The following is a 20,952-nucleotide window of genomic DNA, read 5'->3' on the forward strand; positions in this document are numbered from 1 at the left end:
TCAGATGATGAGACAAAATATTTTTGAAAACAGAAAAAGACAAACACCAAAAATGACGTTTGTCTTCGTTCTGAAGAGGCGTCTGCCTCTTTTTTATGTTTCTTTTTCCACTGTAGTGTAATTCTATTCACTAAATCTTAAAAAATAGCCATCTGGGTCTAAAACTGCAAATTCATGAGGGTAGATATATTGTTTACCAACTCGAAATTCTCTTTTAGTCAAAGGACGATAGATGGGATAGTTGGCTTCCAGCAGTTTTTGGTGGAGCTGAGGGACATCCTTGATACCAAAGGAAATATTGACACCACGACCAAAGGGGTAGTTTAGTTCAGCTAGTTCCTCCTTACTCCCCTCCTCTAGCATAAGTTGGCAGTCTTCAAGCGAAAGGAAGAGAAATTTTTCCTCTGGACGCTCGTATTCGACAGAGAATCCCAATAAGTCGCAGTAGAAGTGACGCGATTTCTCGATATCCGATACGACAAATTCAGGGATGACAGCTTGATAGTCCATTCGTTTTCTCCTTAGAAATCAATCTCCAAGACAATCGGTGTGTGGTCTTGGCGTGGGCCTGAGTCAATCATGTCTGACTTGGTAACCTTGTCTGCTACACGGTTACTTGTGAGCCAGTAGTCGATTCTCCAGCCTGTGTTGTTGATTTTTGAAGTCTTGCTGCGTTGTGCCCACCAAGTATAGCGTTCTGGCACATCGCCATGGATATGGCGGAAGGTATCTGTAAATCCTTTGGCTAAAAGGTTTGTAAATCCTTCACGTTCTTCGTCTGTAAATCCTGGTGAACGGCGGTTGCTGGCTGGGTTGGCAAGGTCAATTTCCTTGTGGGCAACGTTGTAGTCTCCGGTTGCTAGGACAGGTTTTTGCTTGTCTAGTTGAGCCAAGTACTCTGCATATTTGACATCCCAGACTTGACGTTCCTCCAAGCGTTTGAGTCCATCACCAGCGTTTGGTGTGTAAACTTGAGTCACGAAAAATGTATCAAATTCTAGAGTAATGATGCGACCTTCCGAGTCCATAGTAGAAGGGGCGCCAATCTCTGGGAAGCTAACAGTTGGGATCAGTTCTTTCTTATAGAGGAACATGGTTCCAGCATAGCCTTTACGGGCAGGCTCTTGAGAGGAACGCCAGGTGTTTTCGTAACCTGGGAAGAGTTCTTCCAGTACCTCAAGGTGTTTTTTAGTAGGACCTTTAGCTGAAAGCTTGGTTTCCTGGATAGCGATGATATCAGCATCTTCGGCTATCAAGGTTTGTAGGACATCTTGTGATAATTTCGCACGCGCAGAATCACTCGTCAGTGCTGCATTGAGGGAATCAATATTCCATGAGATTAGTTTCATAATGTGTACCTTTTCATTCAGATTATAGACAATATTATACCAGAAAAGAATACATTTCCCCAGCGTATAGTTTGAAAAATCAAGGTCATTCCTTTATAATAAAGAATGATTTATGTAAAGGATTGAAAATAAATGAAATTTTACTCATATGAATATGTCTTGAGCCAGATTGGCCAACAAAATAGTGTCATGATTGGCTTTGGAATATTCTTGCTTGCCATCACTGGATTTTTTGCTTTTAAGGCTTACCGCGACCATCGAGGAACCAAGTTTCGCGAGTTGGTGATGATCTCATCTTTGGCTTTACTGGCTGTCATTCTCGGTATTATATCTACTTATCAGTCAAATCAAGCTTCTAATAATCAATTTCAAACTTCACTCCATTTTATAGAAGTTGTTTCTGAGGATTTAGGGGTGGATAAATCAGAAGTCTACGTCAATACTTCTGCAGCCACAGATGGTGCACTTCTCAAGGTAGGAGACAAATACTACCGTGCTTTAAGTGGGAGTGAACCGGATAAATATCTCTTGGAAAAACTTGACTTGTATCAAACAAGCGACATTGAATTAGTGGAGGCAAACAAATGACATTTAACTATATCGAGATTCTTATTAAACTGGCTTTAGGTCTTGTATCTCTTGTCTTTGTTATCAACATGACAGGGAAGGGAAATCTAGCGCCCAACTCAGCAATTGACCAAATCCAAAACTATGTTCTTGGGGGAATCATCGGTGGGGTAATCTATAATAGCTCTATTACCATCCTTCAGTATGCAGTTATCTTGATTATGTGGACGATTTTAGTTTTGTCGCTTAAATGGCTTACGAACAATGTTGGTTTTGTGAAACAAATGATTGATGGAAAACCAACTCTACTCATCAAAAATGGGGAAATCGATCCAGAAGCCTGCCGTTCTGTCGGATTATCAGCTTCTGACGTAGCCCTTAAACTTCGTAGCCAAGGTATCTTCCAGCTTAAAGAAGTCAAGCGTGCTGTACAAGAGCAAAGCGGTCAGCTGATTGTAGTACAAAATGGAGATGAAAATCCTAAGTATCCTGTCATCACAGACGGTGTCATTCAGTCGGATGTCCTCGATACTCTCAGCTTAACGGAAGAATGGCTCTTAGATCATCTGAATAAGCAAGGATATGATAATGTGGCCAATATCTTTATCGCTGAGTATGATAAAGGTCAACTAAGCGTTGTCACCTATGAATAAGAAAAACCTGGGGTTCATGCCTCAGGTTTCCATTTGTCATTAGAAAGGAATTTTATGTCTATCATCCAAAAACTCTGGTGGTTTTTTAAGTTAGAAAAACGTCGTTACCTCGTTGGAATTGTAGCTTTGGTTTTGGTTTCTGTACTCAACCTCATCCCACCTATGGTTATGGGGCGCGTGATCGATGCCATCACTTCAGGACGATTAGCACAGGATGAGCTCCTGCTTCATCTCTTTTATCTCCTGTTGGCAGCTTTCGGGATGTACTATCTGCGTTACGTTTGGCGTATGTATATCCTAGGGACTTCCTACCGACTTGGACAAATCATGCGTTCAAGACTATTTGAACATTTTACAAGGATGTCTCCCGCTTTTTATCAGAGTTATCGGACTGGGGATTTGATGGCTCACGCAACCAATGATATCAATGCTCTGACTCGTTTAGCAGGTGGTGGTGTCATGATGGCAGTGGATGCCTCTATCACAGCCTTGGTGACTCTCTTGACCATGCTCTTTAGTATTTCTTGGCAGATGACCTTGGTTGCCATTCTACCCTTGCCATTTATGGCCTATGCGACTAGTCGTTTGGGGAGAAAGACCCATAAAGCTTTCGGAGAATCACAAGCAGCCTTTTCTGAACTCAACAATAAGGTTCAAGAGTCAGTATCAGGTATCAAGGTAACCAAGTCCTTTGGCTATCAGTCTGATGAATTGGCATCTTTCCAGGAAGTCAATGATTTGACCTTCCAAAAAAATCTGCAAACCATGAAATACGATAGCCTCTTTGACCCTATGGTTCTGCTCTTTGTTGGTTCTTCTTATGCCTTAACTCTCTTGGTAGGTGCCTTTATGGTGCAAGCAGGACAAGTAACCGTTGGTAATCTTGTCACCTTTATCTCTTACTTAGATATGTTGGTCTGGCCCTTGATGGCGATTGGTTTCCTCTTTAATATTACTCAGAGAGGAAAAGTTTCTTACCAGCGTATTGAGAGCCTTTTATCTCAAGAATCACCTGTCAAAGACCCAGAATCTCCACTTGACGGGATTGAAAATGGCCGTTTGGACTATGCTATTGATCGTTTTGCCTTTGAAGACGAAGAGACGCTGAGAGATATACATTTTAGTCTCGAAAAAGGGCAAACCTTGGGCTTGGTTGGGCAGACTGGTTCAGGAAAAACGGCTTTGATTAAGTTGCTCCTACGTGAGTATGATGTCGACCAAGGGGCCATTTATCTAAATGGTCATGATATTCGTGACTATCGACTAGCTGACTTGCGTAGTTTGATGGGATACGTCCCACAGGACCAATTTCTCTTTGCCAGCTCTATCCTAGATAATATCCGCTTTGGAAATCCCGACCTGCCTTTCTCAGAAGTAGAAGAAGCGACTCAGTTGGCTCAAGTCTATCAAGACATTCAAACCATGCCTGAAGGATTTGATACAGTTATCGGCGAAAAAGGTGTCAGTCTATCTGGTGGACAAAAGCAACGTCTGGCTATGAGTCGGGCTATGATTTTAAATCCTGATATCCTGATTTTAGATGATTCCTTATCGGCGGTAGATGCCAAGACAGAGTTTGCTATTATCGATAATCTCAAGGAAACTCGCAAAGATAAAACGACCATCATCACTGCCCATCGTCTCAGTGCAGTTGTCCATGCAGATTTGATTTTGGTCATGCAAAATGGCCGCATCATTGAACGAGGCAGGCACGAAGACTTACTAGCCTTGGATGGTTGGTACGCACAAACCTACCAGTCTCAACAGTTAGAAATGAAAGGAGAAGAAGATGCGGAATAAACAAGAACAATGGGCTGTATTGAAGCGTTTGTTGTCTTATCTTAAGCCCTATAGTCTCCTAACCTTTTTAGCCCTTGCTTTTCTACTCGCGACGACTGTTGTTAAGAGTATTATCCCCCTGGTAGCTTCTCACTTTATCGACCAGTATCTAAACAATCTCAATCAGCTTGCTGTTACAGTTTTGCTAGTTTACTATGGGCTTTACATTCTTCAAACCATTGTCCAATATGTGGGGAATCTCCTTTTTGCGCGCGTGTCCTACAGCATCGTTAGAGATATCCGACGTGATGCCTTTGCCAATATGGAGAAGCTAGGCATGTCTTATTTTGATAAGACACCTGCAGGTTCTATCGTCTCGCGTTTGACCAATGATACTGAGACTATCAGTGATATGTTCTCAGGGATCTTGTCCAGCTTTATCTCAGCAGTCTTTATCTTTGTGACAACCCTTTATACCATGCTTGTTCTGGACTATCGTCTGACAGCTTTGGTTCTACTCTTTTTACCCTTGATTTTCCTTTTGGTCAATCTCTACCGTAAAAAATCGGTCAAGGTTATTGAAAAAACCAGAAGTCTCTTGTCAGATATCAACAGTAAACTTGCAGAAAACATCGAAGGGATTCGCATCATTCAAGCCTTTAATCAAGAAAAGCGCCTGCAAGAAGAGTTTGATGAGATAAACCAAGAACACCTAGTCTACGCTAACCGTTCAGTAGCCTTGGATTCCCTCTTTTTGCGTCCAGCTATGAGTTTGTTGAAGCTGTTGGGATATGCGGTTTTGATGGCTTACTTTGGCTATCGCGGACTTTATCTAGGAATAACGGCAGGAACTATGTATGCCTTTATCCAGTACATCAACCGTCTCTTTGATCCGCTCATCGAGGTAACGCAAAACTTTTCTACTCTTCAGACATCCATGGTGTCAGCAGGTCGTGTTTTTGCACTGATCGATGAGTCAAACTATGAACCGGTCCAAGAAAATGGACAAGCCGAGATTCAAGAAGGAAATATCCGTTTTGAACATGTGTCCTTCTCCTATGATGGGGAACACCAAATTCTCGATGATATTTCCTTTACTGTTAATAAAGGTGAAACCATTGCCTTTGTCGGACATACTGGCTCTGGAAAATCTTCTATCATCAATGTTCTCATGCGCTTTTATGAATTCCAGTTAGGTCGGGTTCTCCTAGATGGTGTGGATATTCGAGAGTATAGTCAAGAGGAGTTGAGAAAAAATATCGGTTTGGTTCTACAGGACCCCTTCCTCTATCATGGGACCATTAAGTCCAATATCGCCATGTACCAAGATATCAGCGATGACCAAGTCAAGGCTGCAGCAGAATTTGTCGATGCAGATTCCTTCATTCAGGATATTCCTTTAGGTTATGATGCTCCTGTATCTGAGCGTGGTTCGAGTTTTTCAACCGGTCAACGTCAACTTCTTGCCTTTGCTAGAACTGTTGCCAGTCAACCTAAAATTCTGATTTTGGATGAAGCAACAGCCAATATCGACTCTGAAACAGAAGCTCTGGTCCAAAATTCACTAGCTAAGATGAGACAAGGTCGGACAACCATTGCCATCGCCCATCGCCTTTCTACCATTCAAGATGCTAATTGTATCTATGTTCTTGATAAGGGACGAATCATCGAGAGTGGAACCCACGAGGAACTCCTAGCATTGGGTGGAACCTATCACAAGATGTATAGTTTGCAGGCAGGGGCTCTTTCCTAAGGAAGAATTCCTTTAAAACACAGATTTCTTGCACTGCCTCTTTCATTTTGTGGTATAATGTAGAATGTTAATAAAGATTATATATAAAAAACAGAGGAGAATGTGCATGCTGAAATGGGATGAACTACCTCAAGAAATGCAATTGAGCGAGGTAAAACCATACTACCAGCTTGTGTCTAGAAGAAAAGGCTCACTGATTTTCAAGCGTTGTCTAGATTTGTTTCTAGCCTTGGTCTTGTTAATCTTGACCTCCCCCTTATTTCTGATTTTAAGCATCTGGATCAAGCTAGATAGCAAGGGTCCAGTCATTTACAAGCAAGTGCGGGTAACCCAGTACAACCGTCATTTCAAGATTTGGAAATTCCGGACCATGGTGACGGATGCTGATAAAAAAGGAAGTCTAGTAACTTCTGCAAATGACAGTCGTATCACTAAAGTTGGAAATTTCATTCGACGTGTTCGTTTGGATGAATTGCCGCAATTGGTCAATGTCCTCAAAGGGGAGATGTCTTTTGTAGGAACACGCCCAGAAGTACCACGCTACACAGAGCAGTATAGCCCTGAAATGATGGCTACCTTGCTCTTACCTGCGGGGATTACTTCCCTTGCCAGCATTAACTATAAGGATGAGGATGCCATCATCAGTCAAATGACTGCAAAAGGTATGACGGTTGACCAGGCTTATGTCGAAAGAGTCCTTCCAGAAAAGATGCGCTATAATCTAGCCTATCTACGTGATTTTAATTTCTTCGGAGACATCAAGATCATGTTCCAGACTGTAGTTGAAGTTTTAAAATAAAGTAGTCACAAGAGTGAATACAGTAAAAGGAGTAAATCAATGACAAAGTATAATATTCCATTTTCACCACCCGATATTACCGAAGCTGAAATTGCTGAAGTAGCTGATACCCTTCGTTCTGGTTGGATCACAACAGGTCCGAAGACAAAAGAATTAGAGCGTCGTCTGTCCGTCTATACTCAAACGCCTAAGACAGTCTGCCTCAATTCTGCAACAGCAGCTCTTGAATTGATCTTGCGCGTGCTTGAAGTAGGGCCTGGCGATGAGGTCATCGTTCCAGCTATGACCTATACAGCATCATGTAGCGTCATCACTCACGTAGGTGCGACACCAGTGATGGTTGATATCCAAGATGATACCTTTGAAATGGACTATGACAAGCTTGAGCAAGCGATCACTGAGAATACAAAAGTTATTATTCCAGTTGAACTTGCAGGGATTATCTGTGACTATGACCGTTTGTTCCAAGTTGTCGAGAAAAAACGTGACCTCTTTACAGCTACTAGCAAGTGGCAAAAGGTCTTTAATCGTATTGTTGTAGTATCTGATAGTGCCCATGCTTTGGGTTCAACCTACAAAGGACAAGCAGCTGGTTCTATTGCAGACTTTACGTCCTTCTCTTTCCACGCAGTTAAGAACTTCACAACTGCTGAAGGAGGAAGTGCTACTTGGAAAGCTAATCCAGCGATTGACGATGAAGAAATGTACAAGGAATTCCAAATCCTGTCTCTTCATGGTCAAACAAAAGATGCTCTTGCCAAGATGCAACTGGGTTCATGGGAATACGATATCGTAACTCCTGCCTACAAGTGCAACATGACGGATATCATGGCTTCACTTGGTCTGGTTCAGTTGGACCGTTATCCTGCTTTATTACAACGTCGTAAGGACATCGTGGAACGCTACGACCATGGATTTGCGGGAACTCGTATCCATCCATTGGCGCATGAGACAGATGCAGTTGAATCTTGTCGTCACCTCTACATCACCCATGTAGAAGGAGCAACTTTCGAACAACGCAACCAAATCATCCAAGAATTGGCCAAGGCAGGAATTGCAAGTAATGTTCACTACAAACCGCTTCCTCTTTTGACAGCCTATAAGAATCTAGGATTTGACATGGCTGATTATCCACGAGCTTATGCTTTCTTTGTAAATGAAATTACACTACCACTTCACACGAAATTAACGGATGAAGAAGTAGACTATATCATTGAGACTTTTGTCAGAGTTTCTGAAGAAGTTCTTGCTTCTTCAAAAAACTAATAAAAAAAATTAGTAAAAAATGAATAAAAACGGTTGACAAAGAAAAACCAATAACATATAATTAACTCAACAAATCAGAAAAGTAATTATTTTTAATCTTCAGGGAGCCTGTGGTTGCTGAGAACAGGTGGTTGAAAGTAGTGAAATTGGGCTGATTTGAAAAAATGAATTTGAAACAATGAAAATTCGGTAGGCACACCTTACAGTGCAACTTGTTGTTAGACAAGGCAGAGATGTAAAGGGGATATTCTCTTTACAATTGAGGTGGTACCGCGTTACAAACGCCCTCACATGGAAGTAAATTCCGTGTGTGGGCTTTTTCATATTTTGGAACAATGGAAAAGAGGAAAAATTTATGACAACTAAAGGTTATTTTGGACAGTTTGGTGGTAGTTTTGTACCGGAACCAATTCAGGTTTTGCTAGATGAATTGGAAGTGACTTTTGAAAAATACAAGGATGATCCAGAATTTTTGGCAGAATATCGTCATTACTTGAAGGATTATTCAGGTCGTGAGACTCCGCTCTATTTTGCAGAAAGTTTGACGGATTATCTAGGTGGGGCTAAGATTTATCTCAAACGTGAAGATCTTAACCATCTTGGGTCACACAAACTTAACAATGTCCTTGGACAGATTCTTCTTGCTAAACGCATGGGTAAAAAACGTGTGATTGCAGAGACAGGAGCTGGTCAGCACGGTGTTGCGACAGCTGCAGCTGCAGCCAAATTTGGTATGGCATGTGATGTCTACATGGGGGCAGAAGATGTGGAACGTCAACGTCTCAATGTCTTCCGTATGGAGATGATGGGAGCAACTGTTCATGCAGTTGAAACGGGAACACGTACTCTGAAGGATGCGGTCGATGCAGCCTTTGGTGCGTGGATGAATGACCTTGAAGCTTTCTACGTTTTAGGTTCAGCTGTAGGACCTCACCCTTATCCAACGATTGTTCATGAATTCCAAAAAGTTATTAGTGAAGAGTCTCGACGTCAGATCTTGGAAAAAGAAGGACGTTTGCCAGACTACGTCATTGCCTGTGTGGGTGGTGGTTCTAATGCCATCGGTGCCTTCTCGCAGTATGTAGCTGATGAAGAAGTTAAATTGGTTGGGGTAGAAGCTGCTGGTCACGGTTTAGATACCGATAAACACGCGGCAACAATGACCAAGGGTAGTGTAGGAATTGTCGATGGAATGAAAACCTATGCAGTCTTTGGTGAAGATGGAAATGTTGCACCTGTTTACTCTATCTCTGCTGGTTTAGACTATCCAGGGGTTGGACCAGAACACGCCTTCTTTAAAGACTCTGGTCGTGTAGAGTATGTTGCAGCGACTGATGAAGAGGCTGTTCAAGCCTTGCTTCTACTTAGCAAGACTGAAGGAATTATCCCAGCTATTGAAAGCTCCCATGCTATCGCAGAAGCAGTCAAACGAGCACCAAAACTAAGTAGAGATGAGATTATCATCATTAATGTCTCTGGTCGTGGAGACAAGGACGTAGCTGCTATTGCAGACTACCTTGAAGCTAAAAAATAAAAGATGGAAAAGATACAGAGATTTCTCTCACAGAGAGCTTGTGGTTGCTGAAAACAAGCAGAGAAAGCTGTAAGGTTGGGTCCATCTGAATTGAGAGAAGAAAACATGATTCTCAAGGGAGTGCCCTTTATCGCACAACCTGTTACAGGAGCTATCTGAGACAGGAATGAGAGATAGGAGAAATCCTATAATTGAGGTGGCACCGCGAATTTCGTCCTCACGCAAGTTATTTTGCGTGGGGATTTTTATATATTTTTCGTAGATATGGCTATCAGTTTTATAGTGGATTGAAATAAGATATGAACAAAAAGATTAGGAAAGTAAAATTAATTTCTAGAGACGTTTTAGAATCCTTAGTGTACTATTCTAGGTTCAATTAACTATAAATTATGCTTCATCACTAGATAGATTTCTATAAAATATTTGCGAGCGAAGTGAGCATTGAACAGCTATTTCCCGCCATAGTGGTATTCTAGAGAAGTAAAGATGCTTCTCTAGAACGGAATTTTTGAGAGTAAAATAGTTCGGGGAACTATTTTAGCCTGAGCCTAAAAATGAATGAGCGAGGAGCTCAAAAATTAGGGATGAAATTTCGGAGAAAGTTGCTCCCGTCCGCACTATTTAAGGGAAATAGAAAAAGGTAAGAAATTAAGACTAAAAGTCTATAAATTATTGACTGAAAGGGAAATTACAATGGAACGAATCATTCATGGAGATGTTTTATCACCAATCTTGGCGTATATGCGCTTGAACGGACAACACAAGGTCATACTTGAAAGTATCCCAAGAGAAAAAGAAAATGCTCGATTTTCTATCTTGGCTTATAATCCAGTTTTTGAGATTAAGTTTGAGAATGGAGTTCTTTATCAAAATGGCCAAGTGATTGATCGTGACCCATTGGATTTCCTTTATGAGGTGACACAAAAGAGTCAGCATCATTCAGACCTACCTTTTGGTGGTGGAGCGATTGGCTTTGTTGGTTACGACATGATTTCTCTTTACGAAGAGATTGGCCAGCTTCCTGAGGATACGATTGGGACGCCAGATATGCATTTCTTTGTTTACGAGAGTTATATGGTATTTGACCACAAGAAAGAAAAAATTCATATCATCGAGGATGCTCTTTACAGTGATCGAAGCAATGAAGAACTAGAAGCGGCTTTGGATCAAGCTTTAGAGGAGTTAAAAATCCCAGCATCAAATGAATTTGAAGATTTGGACCTTTCTCCACTTCAGTTTAGACCACATATCGCTCCTCAGAAATTTGAAGAAATGGTAGAAACAGCTCGCGACTTGATTCGTAACGGAGATATGTTCCAATGCGTGCTCAGTCAGCGTTTCTCAGCAGAAGTAACTGGAAATCCTTTTGACTTCTACAGAAATCTCCGAGTAACAAATCCATCAAATTACCTATACTTTTATGACTTTGGAGATTATCAAATCATCGGTGCCAGTCCTGAGAGTTTGGTTTCCGTAAAAAACGGCATTGTAACAACCAATCCGATTGCAGGTACGGGACCTAGAGGTGCCAATGACGAGGAAGATGCAGCATTAGCTAGTAATCTACTTTCTGATGAAAAGGAGACGGCAGAACACCGAATGCTAGTGGACCTAGGACGCAATGATATCGGTAGAATTGCTGAAACAGCAAGTGTCCAAGTAACCAAGTATATGGAAGTGGAACTTTTCCGCTATGTCATGCATTTGACCAGCGTAGTTAAAGGACGTTTGTTACCAGAACTCACTGCCATGGATGCCTTGAAGGCGACTCTTCCGGCAGGAACAGTATCGGGGGCCCCTAAGATTCGGGCCATGAAACGCATCTATGAGTTGGAAACAGAGAAGCGAGGCGTTTATGCCGGAGCTATCGGCTACCTTTCAGCAACTGGAGATATGGACTTTGCCATTGCAATTCGAACCATGATTCTAAAAAATAAAACAGCCTATGTGCAGGCTGGAGCAGGAATTGTTTATGATTCTATCGCCCAAAACGAATACCAAGAAACCATTAACAAAGCTAAATCTATGACTAGAATGGGAGAACTAAGACCATGATTTTATTGATTGATAATTATGATTCATTTACCTATAACTTGGCTCAATATATTGGGAATTTCGCAGAAGTTCAGGTTTTGAGAAATGATGATCCAAACCTTTATGAAGAAGCTACAAAGGCAGATGGGCTGGTCTTTTCTCCCGGTCCAGGTTGGCCAGCTGATGCTGGGAAGATGGAAGAAGTGATTCGTGATTTTGCAGGTAAGAAACCGATTCTAGGGATTTGTTTGGGGCACCAAGCCATCGCAGAAGTCTTTGGTGGCAAGTTGGGCTTGGCTCCAAAAGTCATGCATGGCAAGCAGAGTCAGATTCGATTTGAGACTCCATCCGTTCTCTATCAAGGAATCGAGGATAATCGTCCAGTCATGCGTTACCACAGTATTTTAATTGAAGAGATGCCAGAAGAGTTTGAAGTGACAGCTCGTTCGACAGATGACCAAGCCATTATGGGGATTCAACACAAAACCTTGCCGATTTATGGCTTGCAGTATCATCCAGAAAGTATTGGAACGCCAGATGGCCTATCTTCTATTCAGAATTTTATCGAGAAAGTTGTAAAGTGAGGAAGACAAAATGAAAGAAATTATTGAAAAATTAGCGAACTTTGAAGATTTATCAAGTGTTGAAATGACAGATGTGATCGAACGCATCGTAACAGGGCGAGTGACAGAAGCACAAATCGCTTCACTACTATTAGCCCTTAAGATGAAGGGAGAAACACCTGAGGAAAGAACAGCCCTCGCTCAAGTTATGAGAGGACATGCTCAACACATTCCAACAAACATTCAAGATGCTATGGATAACTGTGGTACAGGTGGAGATAAGTCATTTAGCTTCAACATTTCTACAACTGCAGCCTTTGTCTTGGCAGGTGGTGGCATCCACATGGCTAAACATGGAAATCGCTCTATTTCTTCTAAATCTGGGTCAGCAGATGTCTTGCAAGCTTTGGGAATCAATATTGACCTCAAACCAGCACAATTGGGTAAGGTATTTGACCAAACAGGAATCGTCTTTCTCTTTGCCAAAAACATGCACCCAGCTATGAAATACATTATGCCAGCTCGCTTGGAGTTGGGAATTCCAACTATCATGAATTTGACAGGACCACTCATCCATCCAATGATTTTGGAAACACAGCTTCTAGGAATCAGTCGTCCTGAACTTCTGGAAAGTACTGCTCAGGTTTTGAAAAACATGGGTCGCAAACGTGCCATTGTAGTAGCTGGTCCAGAAGGGTTGGATGAAGCTGGTTTGAATGGAACTACCAGCATTGCCCTTCTTGAAAATGGCGAAATTACTTTATCAACCTTTTCTCCAGAAGATTTGGGAATGGAACGGATTGCTATTGAAGACATTCGTGGGGGAAATGCTCATGAGAATGCAGCCATCCTTGTCAGTGTTCTTAATAACGAACCAAGTCCATTCTTGGAAACAACAGTCTTAAATGCAGGTCTCGGATTCTACGCAAATGGGAAAGCAGATAGTATCAAGGACGGAGTTGAATTGGCACGTCAAGTGATTGCCAGTGGTAAGGCCCTTGAAAAACTCAGACTATTACAGGAGTATCAAAGATGAGTCAGGAATTTTTATCACGTATCCTAGAGCAAAAGGCGCGTGAAGTTGAAACGATGGAACGAGAGGAGCTTCAGCCCCTACGTCAAACTTATCGATTGAGTGAATATTTAAAAAATCACCAAGACCGTTTGCAAATCATTGCTGAGGTCAAAAAGGCAAGCCCAAGTCTAGGTGACATCAATCTCGATGTGGATATTGTACAACAGGCCCAGACTTACGAGGCTAACGGAGCGGTTATGATTTCTGTTCTGACAGATGAGGTTTTCTTTAAAGGGCATTTGGATTATTTGCGGGAAATTTCCAGTCAGGTAGAGATTCCGACGCTCAACAAGGACTTTATCATCGATGAAAAGCAAATCATCCGTGCTCGTAATGCAGGTGCAACAGTTATCTTACTCATCGTAGCGGCCTTATCAGAAGAACGCCTCAAGGAACTGTATGACTATGCGACAGAACTGGGTCTAGAAGTTTTGGTGGAAACTCATAATCTTGCTGAACTGGAAGTGGCTCATAGACTTGGAGCTCAAATTATTGGTGTCAACAATCGCAATTTGACAACCTTTGGAGTCGACTTGCAGACCAGCTTAGACTTGGCCAAACACTTTAAGGATGATTGCTTGTACATTTCTGAATCTGCTATTTTTACAGAGGAGGATGCAAAACGAGTAGCACCATACTTTAACGGAATTTTAGTAGGAACAGCCCTCATGCAGGCAGAAGATGTAGCCCAGAGAATCAAGGAGTTGCAGATTGACAAAGGTTAAGATTTGTGGACTATCGACCAAAGAAGCGGTAAAAACAGCTGTGTCGGCTGGAGCAGACTACATTGGTTTTGTCTTTGCACCTAGCAAAAGACAGGTGACCTTGGAACAAGCAGCAGAGCTGGCTAAGTTTATTCCTAGCCATATTCAAAAAGTTGGAGTATTTGTTTCACCCAGTCGGGCAGAACTGTTAGAAGCGGTAGACAAAGTTGGTTTGGACTTTGCACAAGTTCACGGTCAGGTAGTAGATAAACTATTTGAAAATTTACCTTGTGCCAGTATTCAAGCTGTACAAGTTGATGGGAATGGGCATGTACCCAATTCTCAGGCAGATTATCTACTCTTTGATGCTCCTGTGGCAGGGAGTGGACAAACCTTTGACTGGGGCCGACTGGATACGACAGAACTAGCCCGGCCTTTCTTCATCGCAGGCGGGCTAAATGAGGACAATGTAGCAAGAGCAATTCAGCATTTCTCTCCCTTTGCAGTAGATGTATCAAGCGGAGTAGAAACAGACGGACAAAAAGATCATGAAAAGATTAGAAGATTTATAGAGAGGGTAAAGAATGGCATATCAAGAACCAAATAAAGATGGATTTTACGGGAAATTCGGTGGACGTTTTGTCCCAGAAACATTGATGACAGCAGTATTGGAATTGGAAGAGGCTTATCGTGAAAGTCAGGCAGATCCAAGTTTCCAAGAAGAGTTAAATCAACTTTTGCGCCAGTATGTAGGTCGTGAAACTCCCCTTTACTACGCAAAAAACTTGACCCAGCATATCGGCGGAGCCAAGATTTACCTTAAACGTGAAGACCTCAACCATACAGGCGCCCACAAGATTAACAATGCCTTGGGGCAAGTTCTCCTCGCTAAACGCATGGGCAAGAAGAAAATTATTGCTGAAACAGGTGCTGGTCAGCACGGTGTGGCAACTGCAACAGCTGCAGCCCTCTTTAACATGGAATGTACCATCTATATGGGTGAAGAGGATGTTAAACGTCAAGCCCTTAATGTCTTCCGTATGGAGCTTTTGGGAGCCAAGGTTGAAGCAGTGACAGACGGTTCGCGCGTGCTCAAGGATGCGGTCAATGCAGCCCTTCGTTCATGGGTGGCTAATATCGATGATACCCACTATATCCTTGGTTCTGCCCTGGGGCCTCATCCTTTCCCAGAAATCGTTCGTGACTTCCAAAGTGTCATTGGTCGAGAAGCTAAACAACAGTACCGTGAATTGACAGGTGAAAATTTACCAGATGTCCTAGTAGCCTGTGTTGGTGGTGGCTCTAATGCCATCGGACTTTTCCATCCATTTGTGGAAGATGAGTCAGTGGCTATGTATGGAGCTGAAGCAGCAGGACTCGGTGTGGATACAGAGCATCATGCAGCAACCTTGACCAAGGGTCGTCCAGGTGTTCTCCATGGTTCTCTCATGGATGTGCTCCAAGATGCTCATGGTCAAATCTTAGAAGCTTTCTCAATCTCAGCAGGTTTGGACTATCCTGGTATTGGTCCAGAACATTCTCATTACCATGATATCAAACGTGCGACCTATGTACCAGTGACAGACGAGGAAGCCTTGGAAGGATTCCAACTCTTGTCTCGTGTAGAAGGAATTATCCCAGCTTTGGAATCTAGCCATGCCATCGCCTTTGCGGTGAAATTAGCCAAAGAACTTGGACCAGATAAGTCTATGATTGTCTGTCTATCAGGTCGTGGAGACAAGGATGTGGTTCAAGTTAAAGACCGCTTGGAAGCAGAAGCAGAGAAGAAGGGAGAAGCTCATGCCTAAGACCTTAACCGAAAAATTGACAACTCTTAAAGCAGCAAAAAAGGGAATTTTTGTTCCCTATATCATGGCTGGAGACCATGAAAAAGGTTTGGATGGACTTGCTGAAACAATCCACTTTTTAGAAGACTTGGGTGTGTCTGCTATTGAAGTGGGAGTTCCTTTCTCAGACCCTGTTGCAGACGGTCCTGTTATCGAAGAAGCTGGTTTGCGTAGTCTAGCTAGTGGTACTTCTACACAGGCTCTAGTTGGAACTTTGAAGACTATTGAAACAGAAGTTCCACTTGTTATCATGACCTACTTTAACCCCCTCTTTCAGTACGGTATTGAGAAATTTGTCAAAGACCTTTCTGATACAGCGGTCAAGGGATTGATTATCCCAGACCTGCCTCATGAGCACGCTAACTTTGTAGATCCCTTTTTGGCAGATACAGACATTGCTTTGATTCCACTTGTCAGCTTGACGACAGGAATGGAGCGTCAAAAAGAACTCATTGAAGGGGCTGAAGGTTTTGTCTATGCTGTTGCTATTAACGGGGTGACAGGGAAAGCAGGTAATTACCGAGATGACTTGGACAAGCACTTGGCTCAACTTCATGAGGTAGCTAATATTCCAGTATTGACCGGATTTGGTGTATCCACACAGGCTGATGTTGAACGCTTCAATGCTGTATCAGACGGCGTTATCGTCGGATCCAAGATTGTTAAGGCTCTACATGAAGGACAAGTAGCAGAAATCGCTGACTTTATCAGACAAGCAGTAGCTTACCAAAAATAATCATACAAGCAGCAAGCAAGAGGAAAGGCACAAAAGGAAGTCTTTCCTTTTTCTTTTGCAGGAGAAAGGCTAGGATGCCGGTAGTGGAGGCAAATTGAATTAAAATCAGCATTTCAGTTAGGCTAAAAATAAGTGCACAAGAGGCCAGAAAGAGAAAATCACCTGCACCTATGCGGATATCGATAAAGTGAGCCAAAATTCCCAAGATAAGAAAGAAAATCATAACTAGATTCCAACCACAGCAAACCATGAGGATTAAGTGAAAAATTAGCCAGACGATCAAGGGATATTCCTGATGACGAAAGTCGTAGATGCCCAAAGTCAAGCCGGCAGTTATCAAGATGACTTGCCCCAAAGTTAAAAATCCCACAGACTCAACTAGAAAGAGAAGCCCCAATCCAAACTCAAAGAGAGCATACCAAAAGGGATAGCTTGAATTACAGTAGCGACAACGAAAGCGATTGAATACCTGTGAGACAATTGGAATCAAATCCAAGGGACGTAAGTGAGTATGACAGGAATCGCAGTGACTAGCAGGGAAAACAATAGACTGCTCAGGAAAGCGGTCAATGACAAGACCTAGAAAGGAAGCGATAATAGCTCCAACAAGAAAAAAGTAAAGGTGAATCATACTTATTAATTCGGAAAAAATAAGAGAAAGGGTATAATAGTTGGATAAAGGAGAAATTTTAGGAGCAAATATGAAAATTCACTTGGAAAAAGGACTTCAGATAGAAAATGCCCAACTCATTTGTCGCTGGTCTAATGCTTTGGGAGAAAGTTTTCAGAAGCAATGGATGGGACCAATGATTCCTTTTCCCTTGACAATTCAAGTCTTGCAAGATTTGGAAGGAATTTTTTCAATATTTGATGGACAAGAGTTTGTGGGGCTTATCCAGAAAATCAGGCTAGAAGACAGGAATCTTCATATCGGGAGATTTTTTATCAATCCTCAGAAACAGGGGCAGGGATTAGGTAGCCAGGCTTTAAGGAAATTTGTTAGTTTGGCCTTTGAAAATGAAGACATAGATACTATTTCTCTAAATGTCTACGAGGCAAATCAAAGAGCAAAAAATCTTTACCAAAAAGAAGGATTTGAAATCGTTCAAATGGTTGAAGTACCTGTACGAAAATATATAATGAGAAAATTGAGGTAAGGACTAGTTGATATCTAAAACTGCACCCGTACAATTTTTGGTTTTCAAACTTGTTGCAGAGAAATTTTCTTGATAAAATAGATATATGACTAGATATAAAGCAATCATTTCCTATGATGGCTACGCCTTTGCTGGTTTTCAGCGGCAACCACACGCGCGTAGTGTCCAAGAGGAAATTGAAAAAACTTTAACCAAATTAAATAAAGGGCAGGCCATTACCATCCATGGTGCAGGGCGAACGGATAGTGGTGTTCATGCATTAGGTCAGGTCATCCACTTTGACCTTCCCTATCAGATGGATGAGGAAAAGCTTCGCTTTGCTCTCGATACTCAAAGTCCTGAAGATATAGATGTCATTTCGATTGAGGTAGTGGCTGATGATTTTCATTGCCGTTATGCCAAGCATAGCAAGACCTACGAGTTTATCGTGGATAGAGGACGTCCTAAAAATCCTATGCGTCGCCATTATGCGACTCATTATCCCTATCCACTCGATGTGGAGCGGATGCAGCTTGCTGTAAAAAAACTAGAGGGAACACATGACTTTACTGGTTTTACGGCATCAGGTACTAGTGTAGAGGATAAGGTTAGGACGATCACGGAAGCTAGTCTTAGGGTTGATGAAACAGGGCAGTTTTTGACCTTTACATTCTCTGGCAATGGTTTCCTCTATAAGCAGATTCGAAATATGGTTGGAACCCTGCTGAAAATTGGTAACAATCGGATGCCGATTGAACAGATTGACCTCATCTTGGAGAAAAAAGACAGACAGTTGGCAGGTCCAACTGCAGCGCCTAATGGTTTGTATTTGAAGGAGATTCGTTATGAAGAATAATCGTATTTTAGCACTTTCAGGAAATGATATTTTTAGTGGAGGTGGACTGGCTGCTGACCTTGCGACTTATACTTTGAATGGTTTGCATGGTTTTGTAGCTATGACTTGTTTAACTGCTTTGACGGAAAATGGTTTTGAGGTCTTCCCGACAGATGAGACTATTTTCCAACAACAGTTGGATAGCCTCAAGAGCGTAGACTTTGGAGGGATTAAGATTGGTCTCTTACCGACTGTTGGTGTTGCTGAAAAAGCATTGAATTTCATTAAGGAAAGTTCAGGAGTTCCAGTAGTCTTGGACCCTGTATTGGTTTGTAAGGAAACGCACGACGTTGCAGTTAGTGAGCTCTGTCAAGAGTTGATTCGCTTTTTCCCTTATGTATCAGTGATTACTCCGAATCTTCCTGAGGCAGAGTTGCTTGCAGACCAAAAGATTGAAAGTCTGGAAGATATGAAGGCTGCAGCTCAAAAATTACATGACTTGGGTGCACCAGCAGTCATTATCAAGGGTGGGAATCGCCTCAGTCAGGATAAGGCTGTGGATGTTTTTTATGATGGTCATGACTTTACCATTTTAGAAAATCCAGTCTTAGGAGGTCAAAATGCTGGTGCAGGTTGTACCTTTGCATCGAGCATTGCCAGTCAATTAGTACAAGGAGAGGAGCTCTTACCAGCAGTTGAGAGTTCTAAAGCCTTTGTTTACCGTGCCATCGCACAAGCAGATCAATATGGAGTCAGACAATATGAAGCAAACCAAAACAAGTAAAATCGCCCTATTATCTATACTAACTGCTCTATCAGTAGTTTTAGGTTATATTGTAAAAATCCCAACTCAAGCAGGAATCTTAACTCTTTTAGATGCAGGAATCTTCTTTACCGCTTTTTATTATGGGCGCCGTGAAGGAGCCATCGTTGGGGGTCTAGGAGGTTTCCTCATTGACCTGATTTCAGGTTACCCTCACTGGATGTTCTTCAGCTTGCTTTTCCATGGTCTGCAGGGATATTTTGCAGGTTTTAAAGGAAAATGGCAGGGGCTTGGATTAGTTTTGGCGACTATCATCATGGTAGCTGGATATGCATGTGCGACTGCTTGGATGAAAGGTTGGGGGCAAGCCTGGTTAGATGTCCCTCACAATCTGTTACAGAATTTTGTTGGGATGGTTGTTGGGTATCTTCTATATCGGAGTATCAAGAACATTAGTAAGCAGTAAAAATAGTCTTCCATGGCAACTATTGAAAAAACTCTGATAATTTGCTAAAATGAAAGCTATGAAAACACTCTACGATGTGCAACAATTTCTCAAACAGTTTGGTATCATTGTCTATATGGGAAAACGTCTCTATGACATTGAACTGATGAAGATCGAGTTATCGCGAATCTATGATGCAGGCTTGATGGACAAGCTGGACTATCTTGAAGCGGAGGCTGTTCTTCGCAGAGAGCACAAACTAGAATTAGACTATTTAGAAAAAAATGGAGATTAGGTAATATGGTAACTTGGGTATTATGGGGACTTATTGTAGCGATGTTGGCATGGATGGGATACAACTATCTTCGCATTCGTCGTGCAGCGAAAATTGTAGACAATGCAGAGTTTGAGTCTTTGATTCGTACAGGTCAGTTGATCGACTTGCGTGATCCAGCTGACTTCCACAAAAAACATATCCTTGGAGCTCGTAATATTCCTTCAAACCAATTGAAGACAAGTCTTGCAGCTCTTCGCAAGGATAAACCTGTCCTTCTCTATGAAAACCAACGTGCGCAACGTGTCACAAATGCAGCACTTTTCTTGAAAAAACAAGGTTTCTCAGAAATCTATATCCTCTCTTACGGATTGGATTCTTGGACAGGGAAGGTGAAATCTAATTAACAATGTGAAAAAACTTGTCACATATGTTTAATATAAAGTCTTGGCTTTTTATGGTATAATTGTTAGTATAAAATTTAAGGAGTTTTTTGAAGATGAAAGAAAAGAAAAAACCATCACTTGTTTTAGGTGTCCTATCTATCGTCCTTGGTTTGCTATCTCCAATCGTAGGTCTCGTTTTGGGGATCATTGGTCTAGTCTTGGCTAATTCACATCAAAAAGAATCTGAGCTTGATTACAAAACAGAACGAATTCTTAATATCGTAGGGATTGTAATTTCTGTAGTCAACTGGGTTGCAGGGCTCATTTTAATGATGCACTAATCAGGATTCTAACAAAAAAAGCTTTATCTTTAAAAGCTCAGATTGAAGACAAAGTCCTTGGAAGTGAAGTTTCTAAGGGCTTTTCTTTGTGTAAAGTCGTATAATAGAGGTAA

General features: G+C 41.8%; 24 protein-coding genes and 2 other annotated features. Of the genes, 21 read left to right on the forward strand and 3 right to left on the reverse strand.

Annotated elements, in window-relative coordinates; all coding sequences use genetic code 11:
- Positions 1 to 123: 123 nt before the first annotated feature.
- Both M1R56_RS09385 and M1R56_RS09390 read right to left on the reverse strand, forming a co-directional pair.
- Positions 124 to 510 carry a VOC family protein gene (locus M1R56_RS09385; RefSeq protein WP_153225475.1) on the reverse strand — a complete coding sequence of 129 codons (387 nt, stop codon included), beginning with the start codon at positions 508 to 510 and terminating at the stop codon, positions 124 to 126.
- An 11-nt stretch (positions 511 to 521) separates the two neighbouring features.
- The gene (locus tag M1R56_RS09390) at positions 522 to 1,349 is read right to left on the reverse strand and encodes an exodeoxyribonuclease III (protein WP_153225476.1); all 828 of its coding nucleotides are present in this window, start codon (positions 1,347 to 1,349) and stop codon (positions 522 to 524) included.
- Positions 1,350 to 1,481: 132 nt separating this feature from the next.
- Here M1R56_RS09390 and M1R56_RS09395 point away from each other — a divergent pair, with 132 nt between their 5' ends.
- From M1R56_RS09395 to trpA, 14 genes are all read left to right on the forward strand, one after another.
- Positions 1,482 to 1,937, forward strand: a complete 456-nt coding sequence (locus tag M1R56_RS09395) for a DUF3290 family protein (protein ID WP_153225477.1) — start codon at positions 1,482 to 1,484, stop codon at positions 1,935 to 1,937.
- Complete coding sequence (locus tag M1R56_RS09400) at positions 1,934 to 2,569, forward strand: DUF421 domain-containing protein (RefSeq protein ID WP_153225478.1); 636 nt, start codon at positions 1,934 to 1,936, stop codon at positions 2,567 to 2,569. The genes M1R56_RS09395 and M1R56_RS09400 overlap by 4 nt, the downstream gene beginning before the upstream one ends.
- Before the next feature lie 54 nt (positions 2,570 to 2,623).
- A complete protein-coding gene (locus M1R56_RS09405; RefSeq protein WP_248035966.1) occupies positions 2,624 to 4,369 on the forward strand; it encodes an ABC transporter transmembrane domain-containing protein in 1,746 nt (581 codons plus the stop codon).
- Positions 4,359 to 6,101, forward strand: a complete 1,743-nt coding sequence (locus tag M1R56_RS09410) for an ABC transporter ATP-binding protein (protein WP_248035967.1) — start codon at positions 4,359 to 4,361, stop codon at positions 6,099 to 6,101. Before M1R56_RS09405 ends, M1R56_RS09410 begins: the two co-directional genes overlap by 11 nt.
- Positions 6,102 to 6,207: 106 nt before the next feature.
- The gene (locus M1R56_RS09415) at positions 6,208 to 6,900 is read left to right on the forward strand and encodes a sugar transferase (protein WP_248035968.1); all 693 of its coding nucleotides are present in this window, start codon (positions 6,208 to 6,210) and stop codon (positions 6,898 to 6,900) included.
- Between the two features lie 39 nt (positions 6,901 to 6,939).
- The gene (locus M1R56_RS09420; protein ID WP_248035969.1) at positions 6,940 to 8,166 is read left to right on the forward strand and encodes a DegT/DnrJ/EryC1/StrS family aminotransferase; all 1,227 of its coding nucleotides are present in this window, start codon (positions 6,940 to 6,942) and stop codon (positions 8,164 to 8,166) included.
- A gap of 60 nt (positions 8,167 to 8,226) precedes the next feature.
- Positions 8,227 to 8,458 (forward strand) — a binding site (T-box leader).
- A gap of 63 nt (positions 8,459 to 8,521) precedes the next feature.
- On the forward strand, positions 8,522 to 9,700 hold the full coding sequence (trpB, locus tag M1R56_RS09425) for a tryptophan synthase subunit beta (protein ID WP_248035970.1): 1,179 nt from the start codon (positions 8,522 to 8,524) through the stop codon (positions 9,698 to 9,700).
- Positions 9,691 to 9,922: a binding site (T-box leader), on the forward strand. Its footprint overlaps the gene before it by 10 nt.
- A 471-nt stretch (positions 9,923 to 10,393) precedes the next feature.
- On the forward strand, positions 10,394 to 11,755 hold the full coding sequence (gene trpE / locus M1R56_RS09430; protein WP_248035971.1) for an anthranilate synthase component I: 1,362 nt from the start codon (positions 10,394 to 10,396) through the stop codon (positions 11,753 to 11,755).
- The gene (locus M1R56_RS09435; protein WP_248035972.1) at positions 11,752 to 12,318 is read left to right on the forward strand and encodes an aminodeoxychorismate/anthranilate synthase component II; all 567 of its coding nucleotides are present in this window, start codon (positions 11,752 to 11,754) and stop codon (positions 12,316 to 12,318) included. The genes trpE and M1R56_RS09435 overlap by 4 nt, the downstream gene beginning before the upstream one ends.
- 10 nt (positions 12,319 to 12,328) lie before the next feature.
- Positions 12,329 to 13,333, forward strand: a complete 1,005-nt coding sequence (gene trpD, locus M1R56_RS09440; protein WP_248035973.1) for an anthranilate phosphoribosyltransferase — start codon at positions 12,329 to 12,331, stop codon at positions 13,331 to 13,333.
- Positions 13,330 to 14,097, forward strand: coding sequence for an indole-3-glycerol phosphate synthase TrpC (gene trpC / locus M1R56_RS09445; protein WP_248035974.1), 768 nt, complete (start codon positions 13,330 to 13,332; stop codon positions 14,095 to 14,097). The genes trpD and trpC overlap by 4 nt, the downstream gene beginning before the upstream one ends.
- Positions 14,084 to 14,683 carry a phosphoribosylanthranilate isomerase gene (locus tag M1R56_RS09450; RefSeq protein ID WP_248035975.1) on the forward strand — a complete coding sequence of 200 codons (600 nt, stop codon included), beginning with the start codon at positions 14,084 to 14,086 and terminating at the stop codon, positions 14,681 to 14,683. Before trpC ends, M1R56_RS09450 begins: the two co-directional genes overlap by 14 nt.
- On the forward strand, positions 14,661 to 15,884 hold the full coding sequence (trpB, locus tag M1R56_RS09455; protein WP_248035976.1) for a tryptophan synthase subunit beta: 1,224 nt from the start codon (positions 14,661 to 14,663) through the stop codon (positions 15,882 to 15,884). The genes M1R56_RS09450 and trpB (M1R56_RS09455) overlap by 23 nt, the downstream gene beginning before the upstream one ends.
- A complete protein-coding gene (gene trpA / locus M1R56_RS09460; RefSeq protein ID WP_248035977.1) occupies positions 15,877 to 16,659 on the forward strand; it encodes a tryptophan synthase subunit alpha in 783 nt (260 codons plus the stop codon). Before trpB (M1R56_RS09455) ends, trpA begins: the two co-directional genes overlap by 8 nt.
- Here the strand turns inward: trpA and M1R56_RS09465 are convergent.
- On the reverse strand, positions 16,631 to 17,290 hold the full coding sequence (locus M1R56_RS09465) for an A24 family peptidase (RefSeq protein ID WP_248035978.1): 660 nt from the start codon (positions 17,288 to 17,290) through the stop codon (positions 16,631 to 16,633). The genes trpA and M1R56_RS09465 overlap by 29 nt on opposite strands.
- A gap of 70 nt (positions 17,291 to 17,360) precedes the next feature.
- Between M1R56_RS09465 and M1R56_RS09470 the strand changes: the two genes are divergently transcribed.
- From M1R56_RS09470 to M1R56_RS09500, 7 genes are all read left to right on the forward strand, one after another.
- Positions 17,361 to 17,816, forward strand: coding sequence for a GNAT family N-acetyltransferase (locus M1R56_RS09470; protein ID WP_248035979.1), 456 nt, complete (start codon positions 17,361 to 17,363; stop codon positions 17,814 to 17,816).
- 85 nt (positions 17,817 to 17,901) lie between these two features.
- Positions 17,902 to 18,651, forward strand: a complete 750-nt coding sequence (truA, locus tag M1R56_RS09475) for a tRNA pseudouridine(38-40) synthase TruA (protein WP_248035980.1) — start codon at positions 17,902 to 17,904, stop codon at positions 18,649 to 18,651.
- Positions 18,641 to 19,414, forward strand: coding sequence for a bifunctional hydroxymethylpyrimidine kinase/phosphomethylpyrimidine kinase (locus M1R56_RS09480; protein ID WP_248035981.1), 774 nt, complete (start codon positions 18,641 to 18,643; stop codon positions 19,412 to 19,414). The genes truA and M1R56_RS09480 overlap by 11 nt, the downstream gene beginning before the upstream one ends.
- Positions 19,392 to 19,859, forward strand: a complete 468-nt coding sequence (locus M1R56_RS09485; protein WP_153225495.1) for an ECF transporter S component — start codon at positions 19,392 to 19,394, stop codon at positions 19,857 to 19,859. Before M1R56_RS09480 ends, M1R56_RS09485 begins: the two co-directional genes overlap by 23 nt.
- A gap of 49 nt (positions 19,860 to 19,908) precedes the next feature.
- A complete protein-coding gene (locus M1R56_RS09490) occupies positions 19,909 to 20,133 on the forward strand; it encodes a YqgQ family protein (RefSeq protein ID WP_000646475.1) in 225 nt (74 codons plus the stop codon).
- A 5-nt stretch (positions 20,134 to 20,138) separates the two neighbouring features.
- Positions 20,139 to 20,519, forward strand: coding sequence for a rhodanese-like domain-containing protein (locus M1R56_RS09495; protein ID WP_153225496.1), 381 nt, complete (start codon positions 20,139 to 20,141; stop codon positions 20,517 to 20,519).
- A gap of 92 nt (positions 20,520 to 20,611) precedes the next feature.
- Positions 20,612 to 20,839, forward strand: coding sequence for a hypothetical protein (locus M1R56_RS09500; RefSeq protein WP_000660082.1), 228 nt, complete (start codon positions 20,612 to 20,614; stop codon positions 20,837 to 20,839).
- The last annotated feature ends 113 nt before the right edge of the window (positions 20,840 to 20,952 follow it).

Origin of the sequence: Streptococcus sp. oral taxon 431, from assembly GCF_023115445.1 — a bacterium.
GTDB lineage: Bacteria > Bacillota > Bacilli > Lactobacillales > Streptococcaceae > Streptococcus.

Bases quoted from the DNA above. Each gene is read 5' to 3' on its own strand.
- M1R56_RS09385 (WP_153225475.1), bottom strand. From the start codon at position 510: ATGGACTATCAAGCTGTCATCCCTGAATTTGTCGTATCGGATATCGAG.
- M1R56_RS09390 (WP_153225476.1), bottom strand. From the start codon at position 1,349: ATGAAACTAATCTCATGGAATATTGATTCCCTCAATGCAGCACTGACG.
- M1R56_RS09395 (WP_153225477.1), top strand. From the start codon at position 1,482: ATGAAATTTTACTCATATGAATATGTCTTGAGCCAGATTGGCCAACAA.
- M1R56_RS09400 (WP_153225478.1), top strand. From the start codon at position 1,934: ATGACATTTAACTATATCGAGATTCTTATTAAACTGGCTTTAGGTCTT.
- M1R56_RS09405 (WP_248035966.1), top strand. From the start codon at position 2,624: ATGTCTATCATCCAAAAACTCTGGTGGTTTTTTAAGTTAGAAAAACGT.
- M1R56_RS09410 (WP_248035967.1), top strand. From the start codon at position 4,359: ATGCGGAATAAACAAGAACAATGGGCTGTATTGAAGCGTTTGTTGTCT.
- M1R56_RS09415 (WP_248035968.1), top strand. From the start codon at position 6,208: ATGCTGAAATGGGATGAACTACCTCAAGAAATGCAATTGAGCGAGGTA.
- M1R56_RS09420 (WP_248035969.1), top strand. From the start codon at position 6,940: ATGACAAAGTATAATATTCCATTTTCACCACCCGATATTACCGAAGCT.
- trpB (WP_248035970.1), top strand. From the start codon at position 8,522: ATGACAACTAAAGGTTATTTTGGACAGTTTGGTGGTAGTTTTGTACCG.
- trpE (WP_248035971.1), top strand. From the start codon at position 10,394: ATGGAACGAATCATTCATGGAGATGTTTTATCACCAATCTTGGCGTAT.
- M1R56_RS09435 (WP_248035972.1), top strand. From the start codon at position 11,752: ATGATTTTATTGATTGATAATTATGATTCATTTACCTATAACTTGGCT.
- trpD (WP_248035973.1), top strand. From the start codon at position 12,329: ATGAAAGAAATTATTGAAAAATTAGCGAACTTTGAAGATTTATCAAGT.
- trpC (WP_248035974.1), top strand. From the start codon at position 13,330: ATGAGTCAGGAATTTTTATCACGTATCCTAGAGCAAAAGGCGCGTGAA.
- trpB (WP_248035976.1), top strand. From the start codon at position 14,661: ATGGCATATCAAGAACCAAATAAAGATGGATTTTACGGGAAATTCGGT.
- trpA (WP_248035977.1), top strand. From the start codon at position 15,877: ATGCCTAAGACCTTAACCGAAAAATTGACAACTCTTAAAGCAGCAAAA.
- M1R56_RS09465 (WP_248035978.1), bottom strand. From the start codon at position 17,290: ATGATTCACCTTTACTTTTTTCTTGTTGGAGCTATTATCGCTTCCTTT.
- M1R56_RS09470 (WP_248035979.1), top strand. From the start codon at position 17,361: ATGAAAATTCACTTGGAAAAAGGACTTCAGATAGAAAATGCCCAACTC.
- truA (WP_248035980.1), top strand. From the start codon at position 17,902: ATGACTAGATATAAAGCAATCATTTCCTATGATGGCTACGCCTTTGCT.
- M1R56_RS09480 (WP_248035981.1), top strand. From the start codon at position 18,641: ATGAAGAATAATCGTATTTTAGCACTTTCAGGAAATGATATTTTTAGT.
- M1R56_RS09485 (WP_153225495.1), top strand. From the start codon at position 19,392: ATGAAGCAAACCAAAACAAGTAAAATCGCCCTATTATCTATACTAACT.
- M1R56_RS09490 (WP_000646475.1), top strand. From the start codon at position 19,909: ATGAAAGCTATGAAAACACTCTACGATGTGCAACAATTTCTCAAACAG.
- M1R56_RS09495 (WP_153225496.1), top strand. From the start codon at position 20,139: ATGGTAACTTGGGTATTATGGGGACTTATTGTAGCGATGTTGGCATGG.
- M1R56_RS09500 (WP_000660082.1), top strand. From the start codon at position 20,612: ATGAAAGAAAAGAAAAAACCATCACTTGTTTTAGGTGTCCTATCTATC.